The sequence below is a fragment of the Candidatus Eremiobacterota bacterium genome, assembly GCA_031082125.1.
In the GTDB taxonomy this organism is placed as follows: Bacteria; Vulcanimicrobiota; CADAWZ01; order CADAWZ01; family Ess09-12; genus Ess09-12.
The window spans coordinates 134187-151919 of the sequence record JAVHLM010000019.1; the positions used below are offsets into that span (position 1 = coordinate 134187).

Below are 17733 nucleotides of genomic sequence, written 5' to 3' on the forward strand. Positions count from 1 at the left end.
CAAGTGCATGATGAACAGGAAAAGACTTTCCGGTGCCTTTACCCTGATGGAGCTTCTGATTGTGATGTTTATTATCAGCCTGATATCGGGAATTTTCATCAAGATGATAGTATGCTCCAAAAGAACCTTTCAGGCGGTTGCTCATCGTTCAGGAACGGGGCTTGATCTTATGGTTTCTGCCTGGAAAATTTCCCAGGATGTCAAGGACAGCAGCATAAAATACCTCTGTGACGGCTCCACCGGGAATCTGCAGGCCTTCAGTTTCATCTCTGCCCACGATAAAACAGGGAAATATTCACTGAAACCGGACGGCACCCCGAACTGGCAGAAACATGTGGTCTATTATATCAATCCGGGAACGTCCACTCTCTTGAGAAAAGAAAATTACGTTGATTTTGCCGCCGATCCCACCCTTTTGAAGCCTTACCGCATTGACGAGCTGAAAAAAGAGATGAATAGCTCTGGAAGAATGGTCGCCCCGTCGATCAAGTCAGTCAAGCTTGCACCTTCCGCGGGAGGTGAGAATGCGGCGAGGCTCTTCATAGAAACGGAATCAAAAAATCAGAATGGTACAGTGGACAGGCAGTCAAGAAATTTTACGATATTTATTTATGATTAAATCTTTTGGAGCAGTGATCCGTGATACTTAACGGGAAGAAAGGCTTCATACTGCTTTTGACCATAGTGAGCGTGGTGACGTTATTCACTTTTGCCACCCTGCTTGTAAAAATATATGTGTCAATGAAAGCCGGCGTGCAAAGGGGGGAGAATCTTGTATTAGCCGAGCAGGCATCGATTGCGGGCATTGAAGACGCCGTGTATCAGTTAAAGAAAAATGCCGCGTGGAAACAAGGTTTTGACAGGACTGCGCTGCCGGGAAACGGGGCGACCTATTCAATGACCTTTGACGGCACACAGAAATCCGCTCCTTATTCCACGAACAACCTCGCCAATACTTCTCCGGTCAGCGGATGGAATGGGACCTCCGTCCTGGCACACGGCGCGCACCTTGTCTCAACGGGAAAATACGGCCAGGCGACATGTACAAGCGAGGCAATTATCGTGCTGGCAAGCGACCTGTTCTTTGACAACTTTCCAAGCAACGGCACTTATCCTGACACATGGTCCGACTATTTGGGCAAGAATTTCAGGGTCACCAACGGGGTGTTCTATGTGGGAAATCCCAGCAACAACACCGACGAGCACCGGTGTTTTGCCGGCTCAAAAGACTGGAATACTTATTCGGTGAATTTGAAGGTGACGCTCCGCAGCAAGAAGGGAACGGGGAACCTGGGCTACGGGATATACTTCAGAACTGCCGCCGCGGATCCGCTGGACACTTATGTTTTCCAGTATGATCCGGGCTATTGCGCGAGCCAGGGAGGCTCTTTTCTCATCAGGGCCGTAAAACAGGGGCTGGAACAGGAGCCGATTGCGGTGGTGACCCGAGATTCCACTGGCTTCTCCGGTCCTGCGGGCTGGTGGTTCAATACGGAGAGAAGAGTGCGCATCGACGTGGCTGACAATCATTTCACCGTTTCCATAGACGATATCAGGGTGCTGGACGCGACGGACATCCAGAACCTATTCCCTGCGGGGCGGATCGGCTTCCGCCTGTGGGGCAGCGGGAACGCGGAGATAACGGAAGTGAAGGTAACGGGCGGCGGAGGCGCCACGATACAATACAAGGCGAGATACTAGGATACCACGGGCTCACGCGGTAAGAGGGAGGCCGGCAATGTGGCGCATTGAGCATATTCCATCAGAGAGTGAATCCAGGGTTCAGGCGAATCCGCTGGCTGCCCTGGGTGCTCTTGTTTTTGTCGGGTGTATTATCATGGCCCTGGTGATTAAGGCTGCCGATGCGGTCCGACTGGTGTGGCTGTTAAGCGGTATGGCCGGTTTTGGCCTCAGCCTTTTAGCCGGCTGGTATAAAGCGCGGCAGGAGCGCAGGAGCTGGATCAGGCTCAAGGCCAGATGCATTGACCGGGAATGGCATTCTGTCCGTGTCCCCAAAGGGACGACCTGGACTTTCCGCATCCTTTGCGAGTTTACCCTCGAGGGGAGGCACTATAAGGCCACCCCGGTGTACTGGACCACTTTCATCTCGGAAAAGGCATTGACAGACTTCCTGGAAAAGGTGATCGCGCCCGACGGGACCTGTGAGCTGTATGTCAATCCCAAAGATCCCCTGCAGGTGGAACTGGTGGGTAAGGATATAAAGGATCTCCTGCTGAACTGACCTGTTCTGCACCTCTGATCAGAACTCATCGGTGCCGATCTCAAGTAAACGGGCTATCTCCTCGCGGGGCATCCCCGCTGCCAGAAGTTTCTGAGCGGCTTCAACCTTCATCTCCTGGCGGCCTTTCTGCAAGCCCTGCTGCAAGCCTGCCTCCATGCCTTTGTGTGTCCAATCCCCCGCATGAGTCCCACCCCGGAAGCCTTTCATCCCATCTCCGATTAACAGGTTTCCCATTCCCTTATCGTTAATCTCCTGAGATGGATTTCTTTCCTTCGCTTGTTGATCTTCTCCGCCATTCCTCATGTACCTTTGAAACTGGCACTTTTTGTTACGTTGATGGCTGCTATGTCTTTGATTCTCATCCACCCCAGGCCGACTTCTGTTGCGCTTCAGTGATATTGGACAGAGGACGGCTCTTCCATCGCCATGGACATTATCCGAGGAGGCTCGACACCATGGTGCAGGGCCACCTCTCAAAGATCACTCTATGGAACCTGCGTTGGAAATGTCCTTTTTGTGACAAGACCTTCAGCATGACACCGCCGAATGTGTTGTATCGCCAGCGCGCCTGCGTCTTTGTCATATATCTTCTGGCGTTTCTTTATCTGAATTCCTCCGGTGGCATTGATACCTGTTACCCGCCCGAGCTGGATGTCGTAAGAGAGCGAGCACAGCTTCGGCGATATTATCGGCATTTCAGACAGACCGCCCAGATAACACAGCAATCAATAAGGGAGGCGATAGTACAAAGGGTCGGGCCCGAGGACTATGAGCGAATGACTCTTTCGGGGTTATCACCGCCAGAATCGCTTCTCAAATGTCGGGATTCCCATTCTTACCAGGTCTGGGAATCTTTGCATCTGCTGGAAATCAGCTCTCGTTTTCTCTGCGTACCAACAGCTCTGCTCCTGTCCTGGGCCCGTGAACGCGCCACCCTGCTAAGAAGGCCGTTCCTCACACAACTTCGATAGCGAATCTCCTGTTCCTCTGTGAACTGCAGGTGGGATCTTTTTTCTTTTTGCCCTTCATCTGTCCATCGCGATCCCACAGGGAATGATCTCGATGGCCCGGCTCCCTCCTTCTATACTTGAAAGTACTATGAAAGGAGGAACAATACTATGGAAAATGATTACACGACATCAAAAGCGCTCTTCCGGTTCCAGATCATCAGTCCCCTGCTCGCCCTTGATCTTCGCAGGGGCGAGCACATGGCCATGTACGCCACCCTGTCCGGGAAGGAATGGCCGGCTCCCGATGGCTCGATGGTCAAAGTGAGCCCTGAAACCATCAGGCTCTGGCTTCGACTGTATCGAAAGTATGGACTTGATGGCTTGAAAGATGCACCGCGGCATCAGCGGGGCACTTCTCTTCCCGGGAACCTGGTGCATCTGGCCTGCCAGCTGAAGAAAGAAGTGCCGGCGCGGTCAATCAACAAAATCATCCGTATCATGGAGGAGATGGATATGGCGCCGAGGGGTCTCCTGCGGCGCTCAACGCTGCATCGGGTTCTGAAGAAAGCCGGGTGTTCCGCGCGAAAGCTCCAGCTCCCCGACAGAAAAGACCTGGCCCGATGGCAGGCTGACTATGCCAATGACCTCTGGCAGGCAGACATGCTTGAGGGGCCATGGCTTCCTGACCCCGATAATCCTTCACGAAAGAGGAAAACGCGGCTTTTTGCGTTCATTGATGATGCCTCACGGCTGGCCCTTGCGGGGCGGTTTTTCTTTGTGCAGAATCTTCCCGCGCTTGAGCTGGTATTCAAGCGTTCCATTCAGCGTTACGGATGTCCCAGGCGTTGTTACTATGATAATGGAGGCGTTTTCCGCTCATCCCATATGAAGATGATATGCGGTGAAATGGGTATTGACACACCAATATTCACAAAGCCCTACAGACCAATGGGTCATGGCAAAATTGAGGCTTTTAACCGTTTCTGTGTATCAGATTTCATTGCAGAAGTCCCTGTATCCTCCATAACCACGCTTGAAAAGCTGAACGAAGCATTTGAGCTATGGCTTGAGCGTGATTACAACTCCCGCCATCACAGCGAGTTGGGCTGCTCTCCCATTGAGCGGTGGCATCGTGACATTGAAAGAATTCGTTATGCTGATGAAGAAAAGCTCCGAAAAGCTTTTCTCTGGCGGGAAGAGAGGCGCGTGGACAAGTGCGGCATGATCAGCCTCTTCGGCACTGCCTATCGTGTCTCTCCCCAGTTTATACAAAAGAAAGTCGAGGTCCGCTACAACCCCGAGTTTCTCGAACTGGTTGAGATTTGGAACAACGGGCAATTTCTCGAGCGTGTCGCACCCTACCTCTTGCAATGCCATCGTCCGGAGAAAGCGGAACTTCCGGAGAACTCCACAAAGCCGCCTGACAAAACCACTGATTACCTGGGATTTCTTCTCAACACTTATGGGAAGAACGCAGAATGCGAAACGGTGCCGGAGCTCTTTGCCTTTGAAGAGCAGAATTGCGCCGCTTTTCTTGACCTGTTCAAAGAGCACGCGCCCCCATCGGTGTATGAAGAGGATGAATTGAGGCGCTTCTGGATGCGCTACGGCCCGATAAATCTTGAAGAAGTGCACGCGCTCCTGGATGATCCGACCCTGAAAGAGCATCCCTATCATCATATCCTTTCATACCTCCACATATTGAAGGGAGGTCGGCCATAATGTCCACCGAGCAGAGCACGGTACAGGCACCTGTGGAACCCAAGGAAACCTCCATGGCCAGCCTGAAACAGTGGTTCAAGCTTCAAAAACTCCCCTTTACCAAATACATCTGGGCATCAAAGATGTTTCCCTCCAAGAGCCAGCAGGAGCTTATCATTGGTCTTCGGTACAGCATTGAAATCAAGGGTATTTCCGTCATCCTGGGCCTCCAGGGCGTGGGCAAAAGCATCACGCTGCGGCGCTTCAAGGAAGATCTCTCTCCCCAGGAGTATCAGGTCTTTTATCTCTGGAACACAAGAAGCTCACCCCAAGGCTTTCTGAGGAGCCTGTGCAGGGTCTTTCAGCTTCAGCCATCAGCCTTTATCGCTGACATGTTTGACGCACTGAGCTCCCATCTTTTCTCCCTTGAATCAAACCTGGGGAAGCACCCGATCATCATCTTTGATGACTGCGACCACCTTTCCCGCGATGTTCTTGAATACCTGCGGCTTCTTATGAACTTTCAGATGGATTCAGAAGAGCACTTCTCGATAATCCTCTGCGGGACCGAGGTGCTTCAGGCCCATTTGAAGGAGCAGCCCAACATAGCCTTTCGCCAGCGCGTCACCTACTGCCAGACACTGCGTCCTTTCACCGCGGGCGATACCAGGGCATATATCACCTATCACCTGCAGCGGGTCGATGCCCCGCCAGAGCTTTTCACCGATGGCGCGGTAAAATTGATCTTCCAGTATTCACGGGGATATCCGCGTGTCATCAACCAAGTAGCGCTTCAATCACTGATCCAGGCAGCGGTATTCAAGAAGGAGATCGTTGACGAGCATCTGATAAAACGGCACGTGCTGCCCAATCTGCTCAATGATTTCGCAGAAGAGGCTCCCAAGTAATCGGGAATGAAGCCCGGGAAATCTCTGGCATCCATAGGCGGGATGGCTTTGCCATCCCCTCTTTCTTTCCCTGAAATGTCCCGGATAACTCGTCACAATTCAGAATTTTATCCCCATGCACGCAAGGGATCCAGAAAAACGCCTGATCTCATAAAAATTACCGGTAAATTTAGCTGGGATTCTCCTGGGAAAGATAGGTGGGATTGGACACTTTGTGCTCTGCCTCTTTCATCCACGTGGCATGATCATGCTCCGCCTTCTCCCGAAAATCCATCAGTGCCTTCAGCCTCGCATCGGCCTTCGACTTCCTGTATGCCTCGACTGCCATCGCTATCCCCTCCTCCCCGGCAAGCTCCGGGGGAAGCTCTCTCTCCATTGTAGCATAATGCTCGCTGAATTTCAAAAGGTGGAGCCAGCGCTCAAGCGGAGTGGAAAGCTCTCTCACGGGCCGGTCCTTGAACTTTCCAAGCTCGATGAAGTGGACCTCCAGCGTCTCAGGGAGCTCATCCTGATCATGGATCTCCAGAAAACGATAGATACTTGAATATGAGATCGTTGAGAAGGCTGTAACACTCCATAAGGGCTCCCTCCTTCGGCTGCTGAGAAGATCATACCGCAAGGATGTTGCCCTGGTATTGCCTGATTATTTCATTCCCTCGAATTATGTAAACTTTTCGTGCGGTGTGTCGGGAGGCCAGGGGTTTGTGATTGTTATGTGGTGCGCTTATGCAGTCTTTCTTTGTTTGGCTTCTACCATCGTTTTCAGTTCGTAGTAATATGCCCAGGCTTTACTTTCATCATGCGTTCGTTTATAATCGGTTTTTGCGCCGAGTATGATACACATATCAACTATTTCATCGATTGGAGGAAAATTCGCATAAAATTTATCTATTTCATCAACTTCCGTAGGATCGGTATAGTCAGCCATAATCCTCACCTCATTTCAATTATAGCGTATATATGACAATAAGTCAATTTTTCTGATTTTCCTGAGAAGATGTTTTATCAGTTCAGTCATTTCTTCATTTTTGGCGCTTTCATCATTGATATCGTGATGGGTTCCGCTCCACCATACAGAACGAGTGGGTTTATCATTTGCATCCAGTCCCATAAGGAACTTCTTTCCGGTATCCTCACCGTTTATTTTGTCTCTTGCAAGATTAAACATACGTGGCATGTTTCGCTTATTATTTTCGAGCGCTTGACTGAGATTTATTCGCTTCACTTTCTTCAGCCAGTCAACATATTGATTCAGAGTCTCTGCCATAGTGTCATTTGAGTAGCCATAGAAGCTCCACACATATGCCCCGATAAGATTATATCTCTCCTTTGAGTGCTCTGCAGTCGTAGTAGGATCGGTTTTTATTGTCTCTATTCCTAGTTTTCTCAATAACGGTATTACTCTGCAATAATATTCAACACCAAAGCCTTCTATTCTCACTTTACTGGCGCTCATCAAGTCAAACTTGCACATCTTTTTATTGTTATCAATGGTTCTATGAATCTTAATGGAGTCCGTCCCTTTCCCCCCAAGCTTCAGTGGCCCTGTGACTTTCATGACACCTTCTATTTTCAACGCACCAGAGATCTCCTTCGCGCTGAATCTCTCTATTTCAATAGGAGCAGCGGGACAGATTCCTTCTCCGAGAAGATATTCGTTGACAACTCCGGGCTTCACTTTCAGTCCAAAATATTCCTGAAAGGCTTTGTAGCCCGGATGACTCGAATACTCATCATCAAGCCAGTCATCGGGCACTTCTATCCAGGGAGAAGGCATAAAGGTGGGCTCCTGTATCGAAAGATGGCTCTGCACCGATCATACAGGAATGATATTGCCCCGGTATTTCACCGATGTTTCATTCCCTCGAACTGTGTAAACTTTTCGTGCGGTGTGTCGTGAGGCCAGGGGCCAATCTCTCGGCCAGCAAGAAAATTTGTCTGTGTGGCGTGAGCCAGATAGAGACAAATTTAAAAGCTGGCTTGGAGAATGTCCCCTGTCCTCTTGCATTGTCTTGGTTATTCCGAAACAAGCCGGAAGAAATGAAAAAGCCCCCATTGCGGGGGCCCGTCAACTGTAGTGATCCCTTTTAAGCAGTCTTGCGGTGTTTGGCTTCAATCATTGCCTTAAGCTCGTGATAATAAGCCCAGGCGTCTTCCTCTTTAATTGTCCTGAAATCGTTTTCGACAATACCTAATTCATGGCACATATGTCTAATTTCGGTCAAAGAGGGATAATTCGCATATTTTCTTTCTATAAGTTCAATTTCACTATGATCTGCATAATCAGCCATAATGTCACCTCACTTGTAATATAGCGTATGCATGAAAATAAGTCAATTTATTTCATCTAAATGGAGGGGCTTTCTTCTGGCTTGATGATTCGTTCTTATCACTTAAGCGGTCTTCTGCCCGCAGGAATCGTCGAAAGTCTCTGTAATCTCCACGGGCTCGCCGACAAAAAAGGGTATGCCTTCATAGACAAGCTTCCTGAGCCCTTCCAGGGTTTCATCACCAGCGAAATATCCAGAAAGATCGGGAGTTCTTGCTCTCCAGTTTTTGGGTCCTGTTTTAAAATAGGTTATCCTGATTTGTTTCATTTACTGCCACCTCCTTTTCATTATATCATAAATTTAAAGAAGTCTGAGGGCCTCCTGCTCAGTTAACCCAATTTCGTTCACCATTAAATCTCTCACGTCATTCGGGGATAACGTCACTTTGTCATGATATGAGAACCGTATGTCTGGATAATTTTCTGAAACAAGCTTTCTGTGTGACCCAACATGATGAGCGATACGATAAGAAAGAGGTTTTCTCATAAGAATGGCAATAATCTTCTTTACTTTGAGTGAGGGGAAATTTGCCATTCCTGTGCTCTCTTTTCGATCTTCAAGATAATTTCATAAAAATGAAGCTCCTTATCGATCATACAGGAATGATATTACCCGGGTATTGCCTGATTATTTCATTTCCTCGAATTATGTAAACATTTTGCGTGGTGTGCCGTGAGGGCAGGGGACATTCTCCCGGACAGTATAAATGAAAAAGCCCCTTGCAGGGGCCCGTCATCAGGGTGCGATATTCTCTTAAGCGCTCTTGCGCTGCCTGGTTTCCATCATCGCCTTCAGCTTGCGGTAATAAGCCCAGGCGTCATCTTCGTCAAGAGTTAAAACACTGTTTTGTTCAATGCCCAAATCATAGCACATATCTCTTATTTCAGAGACTGAAGGGTAATTTGCATATAGTTTATCTATTTCATCAGCTTCAGTAGGATCGGTATAGTCTGCCATAGCATCACCTCACTTGTATTATAGCGTATGTATGACAATAAGTCAATTTATTTCATCTTCTTGAGAAGGTATTTGATTAATTCAGTCATTTCTTCGTTAGCATTACTCTCGTCATTTATATCGTGATGAGTTCCGCTCCACCAGACATCTCGCATGGGCTTATCCTGAGCATCCAGGCCTTTAAGGAATTTCTTTCCAGTCTCTTCGCCATTGGGTTGAGTGTCTTTTGCCAACTCGACCATTCTTTTGGTGCTCATTATTTTGTTTTCCTGATCAGGAGTAAGCTTAATAGCCCTCACATTCTTGAGATAATCAACATACTGATTCAGCGTCTCGGCCATTTTGTCATTGGAATAGCCATAAAAGCTCCAGACATATGCCCCAAGCAGATTATATCTCTCCTTGGAGTGCTCTGCAGTTGTAGTAGGATCGGTTTTTATTGTCTCTATTCCTAGTTTTCTCAATAACGGGATTACTCTGCGATAATACTCCACTCCGAATCCTCCGATTCTTATCCTGCTTGCACTCATCAAATCAAACTTGCACATCTTTTTGTTTTTATCAATGGTTCTATGAATTTTGATATAGTCAGTTCCTATACCGCCTAGCTTCAAAAACCCTGTGACCTTCATAACGCCTTTTATATCGAGGGTGCCAAATATTTCCTTTGCGCTGAATCTCTCTATTTCAATGAGTGCAGAGGGGCAGATGCCCGAACCGAGAAGATATTCATTGATAACTCCGGGATTCACTTTCAGTCCAAAGTATTCCTGAAAGGCTTTGTAGCCCGGATGCTTCGAATACTCATCATCAAGCCAGTCATCGGGCACTTCTCTCCAGGGAGAAGGCATAAAGGTGGGCTCCTGTAGTGAAAGATGGCTCCTTATCGATCATACAGGAACGATATTGCCCCGGTATTGCCTGATTATTTCATTTCCTCGAATTGTGTAAACTTTTCGTGATTGGTGAAGCGGGAGGAATCAGTGGCTTATTGAAGAAGGAACTGTGGACAAAGGATTCTTGATCATTCCAAAGAGGCTACGAAATAATTGAAGAATACCCTCAAGACAAATATTTACCCAGCTATCTGCTTTTTGCGCGCCACGAGGGAAATACCTTTCACCTGCTTGTTGCAGCAGATGTACCGGCTGATAATGCGAGAATCATCACAGCCTATGAGCCGTATCCTGACGAATGGAATGCCGCTCTAAAGACAAGGAGGCAAGGCTCATGAAATGTCATGTATGTGGGTCGCCCATGAACGCAATTCGGACTGACCTGCCATTCAAGGTAAGCGAAAAAACCATCGTTGTGGTAAAAGGCCTCCCCGTCAGTCAATGCGTCAGATGCCCGGTCTATGAGCTTGATGACAATACGATGATGCGCGTTGATGAAATTCTAAAGAGCGTAAACAACGAAGCGGAGCTCGAGATCATCAGGTTCGCTGCATAGTGGAGGAACTGCCAGTAAGACTTGCTTTTTGCTCTCTCATTTCAGCAGATAATAGTGCCCCGGTATTTCACCGATGTTTCATTTCCTCGAATTGTGTAAACTTTTCGTATGGTGTGCCGTGAGGCCAGGGGCCAATCTCCCGGCCAGTATAAATGAAAAAGCCCCTGGCCGGGGCTCGTCAACTGTGGTGATTCCTTTTAAGCGGTCTTCTGCCCGCAGGAATCGTCAAAAGTCTCTGTAATCTCCACGGGCTCGCCGACAAAAAAGGGTATGCCTTCATAGACGAGCCTTTTAAGATCTTCGAGGGTATTCGCACCTGCAATATATCCGCTTACTTCCGGCGAATCGGCCCACCATCTGCCTTCTTTCTCATAATGATATATCACTTGTGCTGTCTTCATAATGCCCACCTCCTCGCTCTTATTATAGCAGATCCAGCGCATCTTTTTCAGATAAGCCGATTTTTTTCACAAGTATCTCTCTCACCTCTCCAGGAGAGAGAGTTTCAGCGTCATGGAAGCTAAAACCAATAATTGGGTAGCCATTTGAAGATACAAGCTTGCGGTGAGAGCCTGCCCTACGAAACACTCTGTATTTCAGAGGCTCTCTTTCAAGAATGGAAAGCATTTTCCTTGCTTTTATCGAGGGGAATTTCGCCATTCCTGCACTCTCTTTTCGATCTCCAAGATAATTTCATAAAAATGAAGCTCCTTATCGATCATACAGGAACGATATTGCCCCGGTATTACCTGATTATTTCATTTCCTCGAATTGTGTAAACATTTCGTGCGGTGTGCCGTGAGGCCAGGGGACATTCTCCCGGACAGTATAAATGAAAAAGCCCCTGGCAGGGGCCCGTCAACTGTGGTGATTCCTTTTAAGCAGTCTTGCGTTGTTTGGCTTCAATCATTGCCTTAAGCTCGTGATAATAAGCCCAGGCGTCTTCCTCTTTAATTGTCCTGAAATCGTTTTCGACAATACCTAATTCATGGCACATATGTCTAATTTCGGTCAAAGAGGGATAATTCGCATATTTTCTTTCTATAAGTTCAATTTCACCATGATCTGCATAATCAGCCATAATGTCACCTCACTTGTATTATAGCGTATGTATGACAATAAGTCAATTTCATCTGATTTTATACAAGAGATGGTCTATCAGTTCCGACATCTCATTAGTTCTTTCATCATAAATATTGTGATGCGTTCCGCCCCACCACACGTCCCTCGTAGGCTTGTTGTTTGCATCAAGTCCAAGTAAAAATTTCTTGCCTGTTTTTTCGCCATGAGGCATTATGTCTTCAGCGAGTTTTCTCATCCTTGAGATGCTCATTATATCGCTTTCCTGCGCTGCGTTAAGCATTATTCTTTTTTCGTTCTTGAGGTAGTCGATATACTGCTTCAATGTCCCGGCCATATCGTCATTTGAATAGCCGTAGAAGCTCCACACATATGCACCAATCAAGTTATATCTCTCCTTGGAGTGTTCCGTCGTGGTAGTGGGGTCAGTCCTTATCTTTTCTATTCCAAGCTTTCTTAATATCGGTATCACTCTTCGATGATACTCTACGCCAAAACCTTCGATTCTCACTTTACTTGCTCCCATTAAATCAAACTTGCAAGTCCTTTGTTTTTTATCGACGGTTCTATGAATTATTATGTGATCGGTCCCAGTCCCCCGTTGTTTCAAAGGCCCTGTGACATTCATGGTGCCTTTTATAGCAAAATTTCCCAGAGTTTCTTGGGCACTGAAGCGTTCTACCTTGATTTTTGCCGATCTACAGATTCCCTCTCCCAAAAGATACTCATTTATCACTGCAGGCTTGACTTTCATACCGAAATATTTCTGAAAAGCCTTATATCCCTGATGACTCGAATACTCATCATCCAGCCAGTCATCTGGTACTTCTCTCCAGGGTGACGACATTGAAAGCGATGCTCCTGTATCAAAAGATGGCTCTGCATCAATCATACAGAAAGTATATTGCCCCGGTATTTCACCGATGTTTCATTTCCTCGAATTGTGTAAACTTTTCGTGCGGTGTGCCGTGAGGCCAGGGGCCAATCTCCCGGCCAGCAAGAAAATTTGTCTGTGTGACGTGAGCCGGATAGAGACAAATTTAAAAGCTGGCTTGGAGAATGTCCCCTGTCCTCTAAAAATCCCGGCGTCACTTTTTGCCCCTGTAAGGAAAAAGTATCTCTCTTACTTTGATTGAAGACAAGACCGCCAATACACTCAACAATGCTCCGGAAGGTATTCCATCTTGTGAAGTGAATACTTTGTTATTAATTATTGGTGGAAATTTCAAGATTCAAGCGAAAAAATCAAACTTCCTATGGATGATTACTACGAAAACCGCTCAGCAGAATACCACGAGCGAACTTTTTACATAGATCCCTCTTCTTTCCTGTTGCCACTTGAAAAAGTGCTTTCCCCGGAAGACTCTATACTTGACGTGGGATGCGCTTCAGGCCGGGATCTCTGCTGGTTGAAGAACCACGGCTTCAAAGCGACTGGCTTCGAAAGGTCATCTTCCCTTGCTGAACGAGCAAGAGACTGCTCAGGATGCGAGGTGATCGAAGGGGACTTTGAATTATTCGATTTTTCATCCTTAAAATATGATGCTCTTGTTCTTGTGGGAACACTTGTGCATATTCCACATGACAGATTTCTCTTAATCTTCTCCAAGATTACCCAGGCGCTTTCGATTTCAGGGCATGTACTCATTACATTGAAGGCCGGAAAAAGTATTAAGCACCAAGATGATGGCCGCATTTTTTACCTTTGGGATGATAATGAACTAAAGCACCTTTTCAAAAACTGTGGCTTTTCTGTCATTGATTTCTCAATGAAGGAATCGCTCATAGGCTCAGATGATATATGGCTTCAGTATGTGTTGAAAAAGGTGGGCCGCAATGAGCAGTAATAAAAAGAATAGTCCCGTTATCCACAACAAATTGGTACGTGACTTAATTCCCAAAATTGTCAGAGAACAGGGTAAAACTCCCTTCAATAGGAAACTTGAACCAGAAGAATTCCTCAAGGCTGCTGCAGACAAACTGCTTGAGGAAGCTTACGAACTGTATTCAGAGTGCAACCTCAGCAACCCCAAAGGAATACTTAAAGAATCTGCTGACATTCTGGAAGTAATACTTGCTCTTCTTAATCGGCATAATTTTACATTGAAAGATCTCCTGGAAGAAAGAGAATCTCGTAAACAAGCCCGGGGAGCCTTTGAAGAGAGATTCTTTCTGGAAAGCGTCAATGGTAAATGTCCTTCTTATGTTATTGCCGATCATCCCTTGGCAGTATCGACGAGAGTCAATCCGCCCCTTCTCCTGGAGCTAATTAAATCAGAGATTTATAAAAGCGATGCGGTATGGATCGCATCGGCATTTTTCTCATCTTCTGTTATCAATATGCTGCTGGATACACTTAACGAATTTATCTCAAGCGGCGGAATCCTGAGAGTGCTTCTCTCAACAATGGGTAATTTCAATAATCCTGATCATTTTATCCATCTTATGGAGCAAGTCAGGGGAATTGGTCTTAAAATATTTCATCCTCCAGGCATACCCCTTACAGAAGATCCACCTTCCTTTCATTTGAAAACCTACCTCTTTCAGCGAAGGGATGGAAGCGGATCGATCATAATCGGATCATCGAATTTTACTGCAGGCGGCTTTGGAAAAAATATAGAATGGAACTATTTTTCCCCCGGTGAAGTAAATCTTCCCTTTGATGGCAAAACCCCTTTCCAGTATTTCCGCCAAGAGTTTGAACATCTCTGGGAAAAGGAATCCTGCGAGGTAACTGATGAGTTTCTTGCCGCTTATCGCAGGCGATATGAGAGAAACAGAACCCTGGCTATTGAACTCTTTGAGTCTGAAGCCCCATATGGCCAGGTTTTCACACCAAATGCCGCTCAGAAAGAATCACTCAACGAACTTTCTATTATGCGCAGTGAAGGAACTGATAAGGCTTCCATAATCGCTGCGACAGGAATCGGCAAGACCTACCTCGCCGCTTTTGACTTTAAGCAATCCCGTATGAAAAAGATTCTCTTTATTGCCCATAGGGAGAATATACTTGCCACATCATTGAGGATCTTCGAAACTATAATGCAGGACAGCCATTTCGGTACTGTATATGGCGGAGGAAAAAGAAACATTTCAGATCACCGCGGCGTTTTTGCAATGGTCCAGACTATATCAAGAAATCTTGAAGACTTTGACCCCTGTGAATTTGATTACATTGTGGTGGATGAATTTCATCACGGCATGGCAGCCACGTATCTGAGAGTGATAGATTATTTCAGGCCCAAGTTTCTCCTTGGTCTTACTGCAACTCCTGAGAGATTGGATGGCCGTGATGTTCTCGAATTGTGCGATTACAATGTGGCATACGAAGTACGCCTACTTGATGCAGTGGAGAAAGGATGGCTCTCATCTTTTCAATATTATGCCATTTATGATCGCACTGATTATGAAAAAATAGCCTGGCGCTCAACTCATTATGATGAAGAGGAATTAACAAAGGCCCTGAGTAATGATACCCGTACCTCCATCGTGGTGAACAATCTCAAAAAATTTCTGCCTTCAAAGGGGAAAATAAAAGCATTGGCATTTTGCAGTTCCATTGCTCACGCAAAGTTTACTGCTCATACGATGACAAATTATCATGGAATTGATGCGATAGCCCTTACAGGTGAATCCTCGGAAGAAGAAAGAAGCCTGGCAATTTCAAATCTCAAAAACGAAAAGCATCCTCTCAAAGTGATATGCAGCATTGATATTTTCAATGAAGGCATTGATATACCTGAAGTAAGCCATGTGCTCTTCATGCGCCCCACAGAATCTTTCACAATATATCTTCAGCAGTTGGGAAGAGGTCTCAGAAAACACCCTGGCAAGGAATTTCTCGTCGTGCTTGATTTTATTGGGAATTTCCGCAAGGCGCATATCGCACCTCTTGCCCTGAGCGGCTATACTTCTGTTAACGATTACCTTATTGAACTTAAGTCTATTCGACGAAAAAATGCTTTGGACATTAAGGTGCCAGATTGCTGCTATATCTCCATTGATAAAGAAGTGCAACGCATATGGGATAATGAAATCAATGACATCTTGTCAATAATGCCTCAAAAAGAACGTCTAAAACAACTCTATCAGGACATCAAAGATGACCTGGGTAAGTCTCCTGAACTGAAAGATTTTATTGCAAGTCCACACGATCCCAATCCTTCCGTTTTCATAAAAGAATTCGAAAACTGGCTACGTGCCAAGCTTTATTGTGAGGGTTCTCTATCTGAAGACGAGCAGAGTCTCTTAGAAACACCAGGAGAAAGATTTTTAGAGCACCTTGAGTCAGGACTCAACGAGGTAAAATCTTACAAAATGGTTGTTCTTAAAGCATTGCTTGGTATTCCAGGTGTCCAATGGAAAGTTGAGGATATTGCCAGAAGTTTTCTCAACTTCTACCTTAGCAATAAAGACAAACTTCATGATTATGATGAACTTGCCCGCTCAACAAACCCAGACAATTACTCCCTGAATAAAGTTGAATCCCATATCAAGGAGAAGCCCCTTCGCTACCTCAGCAACAAAGAAGAGGACTGGTTTATCTTCGATAAAGGCTCTAATGTTTTCAAATTAAAAGAGGACATTATACCTTTCTGGAATGATCCTTTCTTCAGGAAACTGGTAGATGATAGGCTAGATTTCTTGCTACACCGGTATTTCTATCAAAGGGGAAAAAAGATGTTTATCACCTATTCACCAGAAATCCTGTTGTCCGGTTTCCCCATTGACCGGGATTTTGCCATAGTGGCATTTCAAGAAAGCCCCATTGCGCCAGGAGATCGGCGCAAGATTACTCTTGTTATGAATAATAATGCATACGAAGCAGAAATTCAAAGAGACAAAGCAAACAGAAAATACTCGTTGCTCTATGACAAGAATTCTCTTCTTGCAGAGGCTCTTCGCGAAAATTTGCTCAAAGTCAGGCAGAGCCATAATGAGAAAAGCCTCCTTCTGTCAATAATTGGAAAGCATAAGTTTGAACTCAGAATTCTCTAGTCAGAGCTTTCATTCGTTCAATGACATTATACTGAAACCAGCGCAAAGAGGACAGGGGACATTCTCCAAGCCAGCTTTTAAATTTGTCTCTATCTTGCTCACGTCACACAGACAAATTTTCTTGCTGGCCGGGAGATTGGCCCCTGGCCTCACGATACACTCCGTAAAATGTCATTGGCGTCTTGCCCTGGGCTTCAGAGTGAGGTATAATTTTATCCGGTCCCCTTTTCACAGGTTTTTGCCCGGGACCGCAAAATACTGATTACACAGACAGGAGTGAACCTATGAGACACAGGCGGAACAGCTCTGGTATTGCATTGACTGCGACCATCTTCACCGTGATGGCACTCTTTGCGCTTATCTTCTTCACCACAGCGCTGGCAGCGGGCGGCCAGGATATCAACAGCCCTCAGGAGACGCTTGCCTCCGGGAGCATCCTGTGGAGCATTCAGCCCAGTGGAGGAGGCACCCCGCAGGTTACCATGGAGCAGCAGTACTGCACCAGTTTCATGGGGTTTCTCAGATTCTACAGCAGGGCCAGCACGATGACCCTGAAGTTCACTCTTCCGGAGGACACCTTTGAAGGGTACTCACTGCAGATGACAGACGCCGGGTCCAACGCGCTTATGGAAATCGCCAAGCAGGAGGGAAACAAGGGAATCTGGTCTCCTCTCACCATCCGCGTCAATGAGTCCGTGATCGCCGAGAATATCAGCATCGTGGGGACTGCGGAAGAGACAAGAACCTATCAGATCGGCAGATACCTCAGAAAAGGGCCCAATACCATCAGCTTCAGCCTCGGAGGAGCCTCGCGGACCCGCTACGATTTGAAAAGCGTCTCATTGCTGAAGAACTGACAGAGAATTCCGCAGTTCAGAAGGGCACCGCCGGATACAGGAGCCTGATCGGACCGACCTGAGGAGGCTCAAGCACCATGCATATCGACAAGGAGATCATTCCCCACTTGATTGATGCAGTGGCGGCAAAAATAGCGGAAGAGGCCGCCTTTCAGGAAGCTCAGGATTCGGCCCCGGGCGGGGAGCCCGATCCCCGGGGCGAGGTGCCCCGTCCCACCTATCCATACCACAAGAATCCCAGTCAAAATTACTGGTAAT

At 46.7% G+C, this 17733-nt stretch carries 22 protein-coding genes; 10 read left to right on the forward strand and 12 right to left on the reverse strand.

Annotation, left to right across the window (positions count from 1 at the left end):
- The first annotated feature begins 7 nt into the window (after positions 1 to 7).
- Genes RDV48_19895 through RDV48_19905 form a run of 3 tightly spaced genes read left to right on the forward strand, consistent with a single transcriptional unit; the run spans position 8 to position 2242 of the window.
- Complete coding sequence (locus RDV48_19895; GenBank protein MDQ7825074.1) at positions 8 to 619, forward strand: prepilin-type N-terminal cleavage/methylation domain-containing protein; 612 nt, start codon at positions 8 to 10, stop codon at positions 617 to 619.
- A 20-nt stretch (positions 620 to 639) separates the two neighbouring features.
- Positions 640 to 1701: a hypothetical protein gene (locus RDV48_19900; GenBank protein MDQ7825075.1), complete on the forward strand. Its 1062-nt coding sequence runs from the start codon at positions 640 to 642 to the stop codon at positions 1699 to 1701.
- A 37-nt stretch (positions 1702 to 1738) separates the two neighbouring features.
- Positions 1739 to 2242, forward strand: coding sequence for a hypothetical protein (locus RDV48_19905; protein MDQ7825076.1), 504 nt, complete (start codon positions 1739 to 1741; stop codon positions 2240 to 2242).
- Between the two features lie 18 nt (positions 2243 to 2260).
- Here the strand turns inward: RDV48_19905 and RDV48_19910 are convergent, their stop codons facing one another.
- Complete coding sequence (locus RDV48_19910; GenBank protein ID MDQ7825077.1) at positions 2261 to 2386, reverse strand: hypothetical protein; 126 nt, start codon at positions 2384 to 2386, stop codon at positions 2261 to 2263.
- A gap of 974 nt (positions 2387 to 3360) precedes the next feature.
- Between RDV48_19910 and RDV48_19915 the strand changes: the two genes are divergently transcribed.
- Both RDV48_19915 and RDV48_19920 read left to right on the forward strand, forming a co-directional pair.
- On the forward strand, positions 3361 to 4914 hold the full coding sequence (locus tag RDV48_19915; protein ID MDQ7825078.1) for a Mu transposase C-terminal domain-containing protein: 1554 nt from the start codon (positions 3361 to 3363) through the stop codon (positions 4912 to 4914).
- Positions 4915 to 4967: 53 nt separating this feature from the next.
- Positions 4968 to 5801, forward strand: a complete 834-nt coding sequence (locus tag RDV48_19920) for an AAA family ATPase (GenBank protein ID MDQ7825079.1) — start codon at positions 4968 to 4970, stop codon at positions 5799 to 5801.
- A gap of 169 nt (positions 5802 to 5970) precedes the next feature.
- Here RDV48_19920 and RDV48_19925 read toward each other — a convergent pair whose 3' ends face one another.
- From RDV48_19925 to RDV48_19955, 7 genes are all read right to left on the reverse strand, one after another.
- Complete coding sequence (locus RDV48_19925; GenBank protein MDQ7825080.1) at positions 5971 to 6420, reverse strand: PD-(D/E)XK nuclease family transposase; 450 nt, start codon at positions 6418 to 6420, stop codon at positions 5971 to 5973.
- A gap of 105 nt (positions 6421 to 6525) precedes the next feature.
- Positions 6526 to 6729, reverse strand: a complete 204-nt coding sequence (locus RDV48_19930) for a hypothetical protein (GenBank protein ID MDQ7825081.1) — start codon at positions 6727 to 6729, stop codon at positions 6526 to 6528.
- A 15-nt stretch (positions 6730 to 6744) separates the two neighbouring features.
- Positions 6745 to 7578, reverse strand: coding sequence for a hypothetical protein (locus tag RDV48_19935; GenBank protein ID MDQ7825082.1), 834 nt, complete (start codon positions 7576 to 7578; stop codon positions 6745 to 6747).
- 310 nt (positions 7579 to 7888) lie between these two features.
- Positions 7889 to 8092: a hypothetical protein gene (locus RDV48_19940; GenBank protein MDQ7825083.1), complete on the reverse strand. Its 204-nt coding sequence runs from the start codon at positions 8090 to 8092 to the stop codon at positions 7889 to 7891.
- Between the two features lie 102 nt (positions 8093 to 8194).
- The gene (locus RDV48_19945; protein MDQ7825084.1) at positions 8195 to 8398 is read right to left on the reverse strand and encodes a hypothetical protein; all 204 of its coding nucleotides are present in this window, start codon (positions 8396 to 8398) and stop codon (positions 8195 to 8197) included.
- A 486-nt stretch (positions 8399 to 8884) separates the two neighbouring features.
- A complete protein-coding gene (locus tag RDV48_19950) occupies positions 8885 to 9088 on the reverse strand; it encodes a hypothetical protein (GenBank protein ID MDQ7825085.1) in 204 nt (67 codons plus the stop codon).
- Between the two features lie 47 nt (positions 9089 to 9135).
- Positions 9136 to 9939, reverse strand: a complete 804-nt coding sequence (locus RDV48_19955) for a hypothetical protein (protein MDQ7825086.1) — start codon at positions 9937 to 9939, stop codon at positions 9136 to 9138.
- Between the two features lie 379 nt (positions 9940 to 10318).
- Here RDV48_19955 and RDV48_19960 point away from each other — a divergent pair, with 379 nt between their 5' ends.
- Positions 10319 to 10540: a YgiT-type zinc finger protein gene (locus RDV48_19960; protein ID MDQ7825087.1), complete on the forward strand. Its 222-nt coding sequence runs from the start codon at positions 10319 to 10321 to the stop codon at positions 10538 to 10540.
- A 197-nt stretch (positions 10541 to 10737) separates the two neighbouring features.
- Here RDV48_19960 and RDV48_19965 read toward each other — a convergent pair whose 3' ends face one another.
- The 4 genes from RDV48_19965 to RDV48_19980 all read right to left on the reverse strand — a co-directional run bounded on the left by RDV48_19965 (position 10738) and on the right by RDV48_19980 (position 12512).
- Positions 10738 to 10941: a hypothetical protein gene (locus tag RDV48_19965; GenBank protein ID MDQ7825088.1), complete on the reverse strand. Its 204-nt coding sequence runs from the start codon at positions 10939 to 10941 to the stop codon at positions 10738 to 10740.
- Positions 10942 to 10963: 22 nt separating this feature from the next.
- Positions 10964 to 11200 (reverse strand): hypothetical protein, encoded by a 237-nt coding sequence (locus RDV48_19970; GenBank protein ID MDQ7825089.1) that lies wholly within the window; start codon positions 11198 to 11200, stop codon positions 10964 to 10966.
- Between the two features lie 217 nt (positions 11201 to 11417).
- On the reverse strand, positions 11418 to 11621 hold the full coding sequence (locus RDV48_19975; protein MDQ7825090.1) for a hypothetical protein: 204 nt from the start codon (positions 11619 to 11621) through the stop codon (positions 11418 to 11420).
- Between the two features lie 48 nt (positions 11622 to 11669).
- On the reverse strand, positions 11670 to 12512 hold the full coding sequence (locus RDV48_19980) for a hypothetical protein (GenBank protein MDQ7825091.1): 843 nt from the start codon (positions 12510 to 12512) through the stop codon (positions 11670 to 11672).
- Between the two features lie 364 nt (positions 12513 to 12876).
- Here RDV48_19980 and RDV48_19985 point away from each other — a divergent pair, with 364 nt between their 5' ends.
- The 4 genes from RDV48_19985 to RDV48_20000 all read left to right on the forward strand — a co-directional run bounded on the left by RDV48_19985 (position 12877) and on the right by RDV48_20000 (position 17732).
- Positions 12877 to 13467, forward strand: coding sequence for a methyltransferase domain-containing protein (locus RDV48_19985; protein ID MDQ7825092.1), 591 nt, complete (start codon positions 12877 to 12879; stop codon positions 13465 to 13467).
- Positions 13457 to 16618 (forward strand): DEAD/DEAH box helicase family protein, encoded by a 3162-nt coding sequence (locus tag RDV48_19990; protein ID MDQ7825093.1) that lies wholly within the window; start codon positions 13457 to 13459, stop codon positions 16616 to 16618. The genes RDV48_19985 and RDV48_19990 overlap by 11 nt, the downstream gene beginning before the upstream one ends.
- 284 nt (positions 16619 to 16902) lie before the next feature.
- On the forward strand, positions 16903 to 17475 hold the full coding sequence (locus RDV48_19995) for a hypothetical protein (protein ID MDQ7825094.1): 573 nt from the start codon (positions 16903 to 16905) through the stop codon (positions 17473 to 17475).
- 77 nt (positions 17476 to 17552) lie between these two features.
- A complete protein-coding gene (locus RDV48_20000) occupies positions 17553 to 17732 on the forward strand; it encodes a hypothetical protein (protein ID MDQ7825095.1) in 180 nt (59 codons plus the stop codon).
- Position 17733 lies beyond the last annotated feature (1 nt).

Coding starts and splice junctions, on each gene's coding strand:
- RDV48_19895 (MDQ7825074.1), top strand. CDS start 8: ATGATGAACAGGAAAAGACTTTCCGGTGCCTTTACCCTGATGGAGCTT.
- RDV48_19905 (MDQ7825076.1), top strand. CDS start 1,739: ATGTGGCGCATTGAGCATATTCCATCAGAGAGTGAATCCAGGGTTCAG.
- RDV48_19915 (MDQ7825078.1), top strand. CDS start 3,361: ATGGAAAATGATTACACGACATCAAAAGCGCTCTTCCGGTTCCAGATC.
- RDV48_19920 (MDQ7825079.1), top strand. CDS start 4,968: ATGGCCAGCCTGAAACAGTGGTTCAAGCTTCAAAAACTCCCCTTTACC.
- RDV48_19930 (MDQ7825081.1), bottom strand. CDS start 6,729: ATGGCTGACTATACCGATCCTACGGAAGTTGATGAAATAGATAAATTT.
- RDV48_19935 (MDQ7825082.1), bottom strand. CDS start 7,578: ATGCCTTCTCCCTGGATAGAAGTGCCCGATGACTGGCTTGATGATGAG.
- RDV48_19940 (MDQ7825083.1), bottom strand. CDS start 8,092: ATGGCTGATTATGCAGATCATAGTGAAATTGAACTTATAGAAAGAAAA.
- RDV48_19945 (MDQ7825084.1), bottom strand. CDS start 8,398: ATGAAACAAATCAGGATAACCTATTTTAAAACAGGACCCAAAAACTGG.
- RDV48_19950 (MDQ7825085.1), bottom strand. CDS start 9,088: ATGGCAGACTATACCGATCCTACTGAAGCTGATGAAATAGATAAACTA.
- RDV48_19955 (MDQ7825086.1), bottom strand. CDS start 9,939: ATGCCTTCTCCCTGGAGAGAAGTGCCCGATGACTGGCTTGATGATGAG.
- RDV48_19960 (MDQ7825087.1), top strand. CDS start 10,319: ATGAAATGTCATGTATGTGGGTCGCCCATGAACGCAATTCGGACTGAC.
- RDV48_19965 (MDQ7825088.1), bottom strand. CDS start 10,941: ATGAAGACAGCACAAGTGATATATCATTATGAGAAAGAAGGCAGATGG.
- RDV48_19970 (MDQ7825089.1), bottom strand. CDS start 11,200: ATGGCGAAATTCCCCTCGATAAAAGCAAGGAAAATGCTTTCCATTCTT.
- RDV48_19975 (MDQ7825090.1), bottom strand. CDS start 11,621: ATGGCTGATTATGCAGATCATGGTGAAATTGAACTTATAGAAAGAAAA.
- RDV48_19980 (MDQ7825091.1), bottom strand. CDS start 12,512: ATGATTGATGCAGAGCCATCTTTTGATACAGGAGCATCGCTTTCAATG.
- RDV48_19985 (MDQ7825092.1), top strand. CDS start 12,877: ATGGATGATTACTACGAAAACCGCTCAGCAGAATACCACGAGCGAACT.
- RDV48_19990 (MDQ7825093.1), top strand. CDS start 13,457: ATGAGCAGTAATAAAAAGAATAGTCCCGTTATCCACAACAAATTGGTA.
- RDV48_19995 (MDQ7825094.1), top strand. CDS start 16,903: ATGAGACACAGGCGGAACAGCTCTGGTATTGCATTGACTGCGACCATC.
- RDV48_20000 (MDQ7825095.1), top strand. CDS start 17,553: ATGCATATCGACAAGGAGATCATTCCCCACTTGATTGATGCAGTGGCG.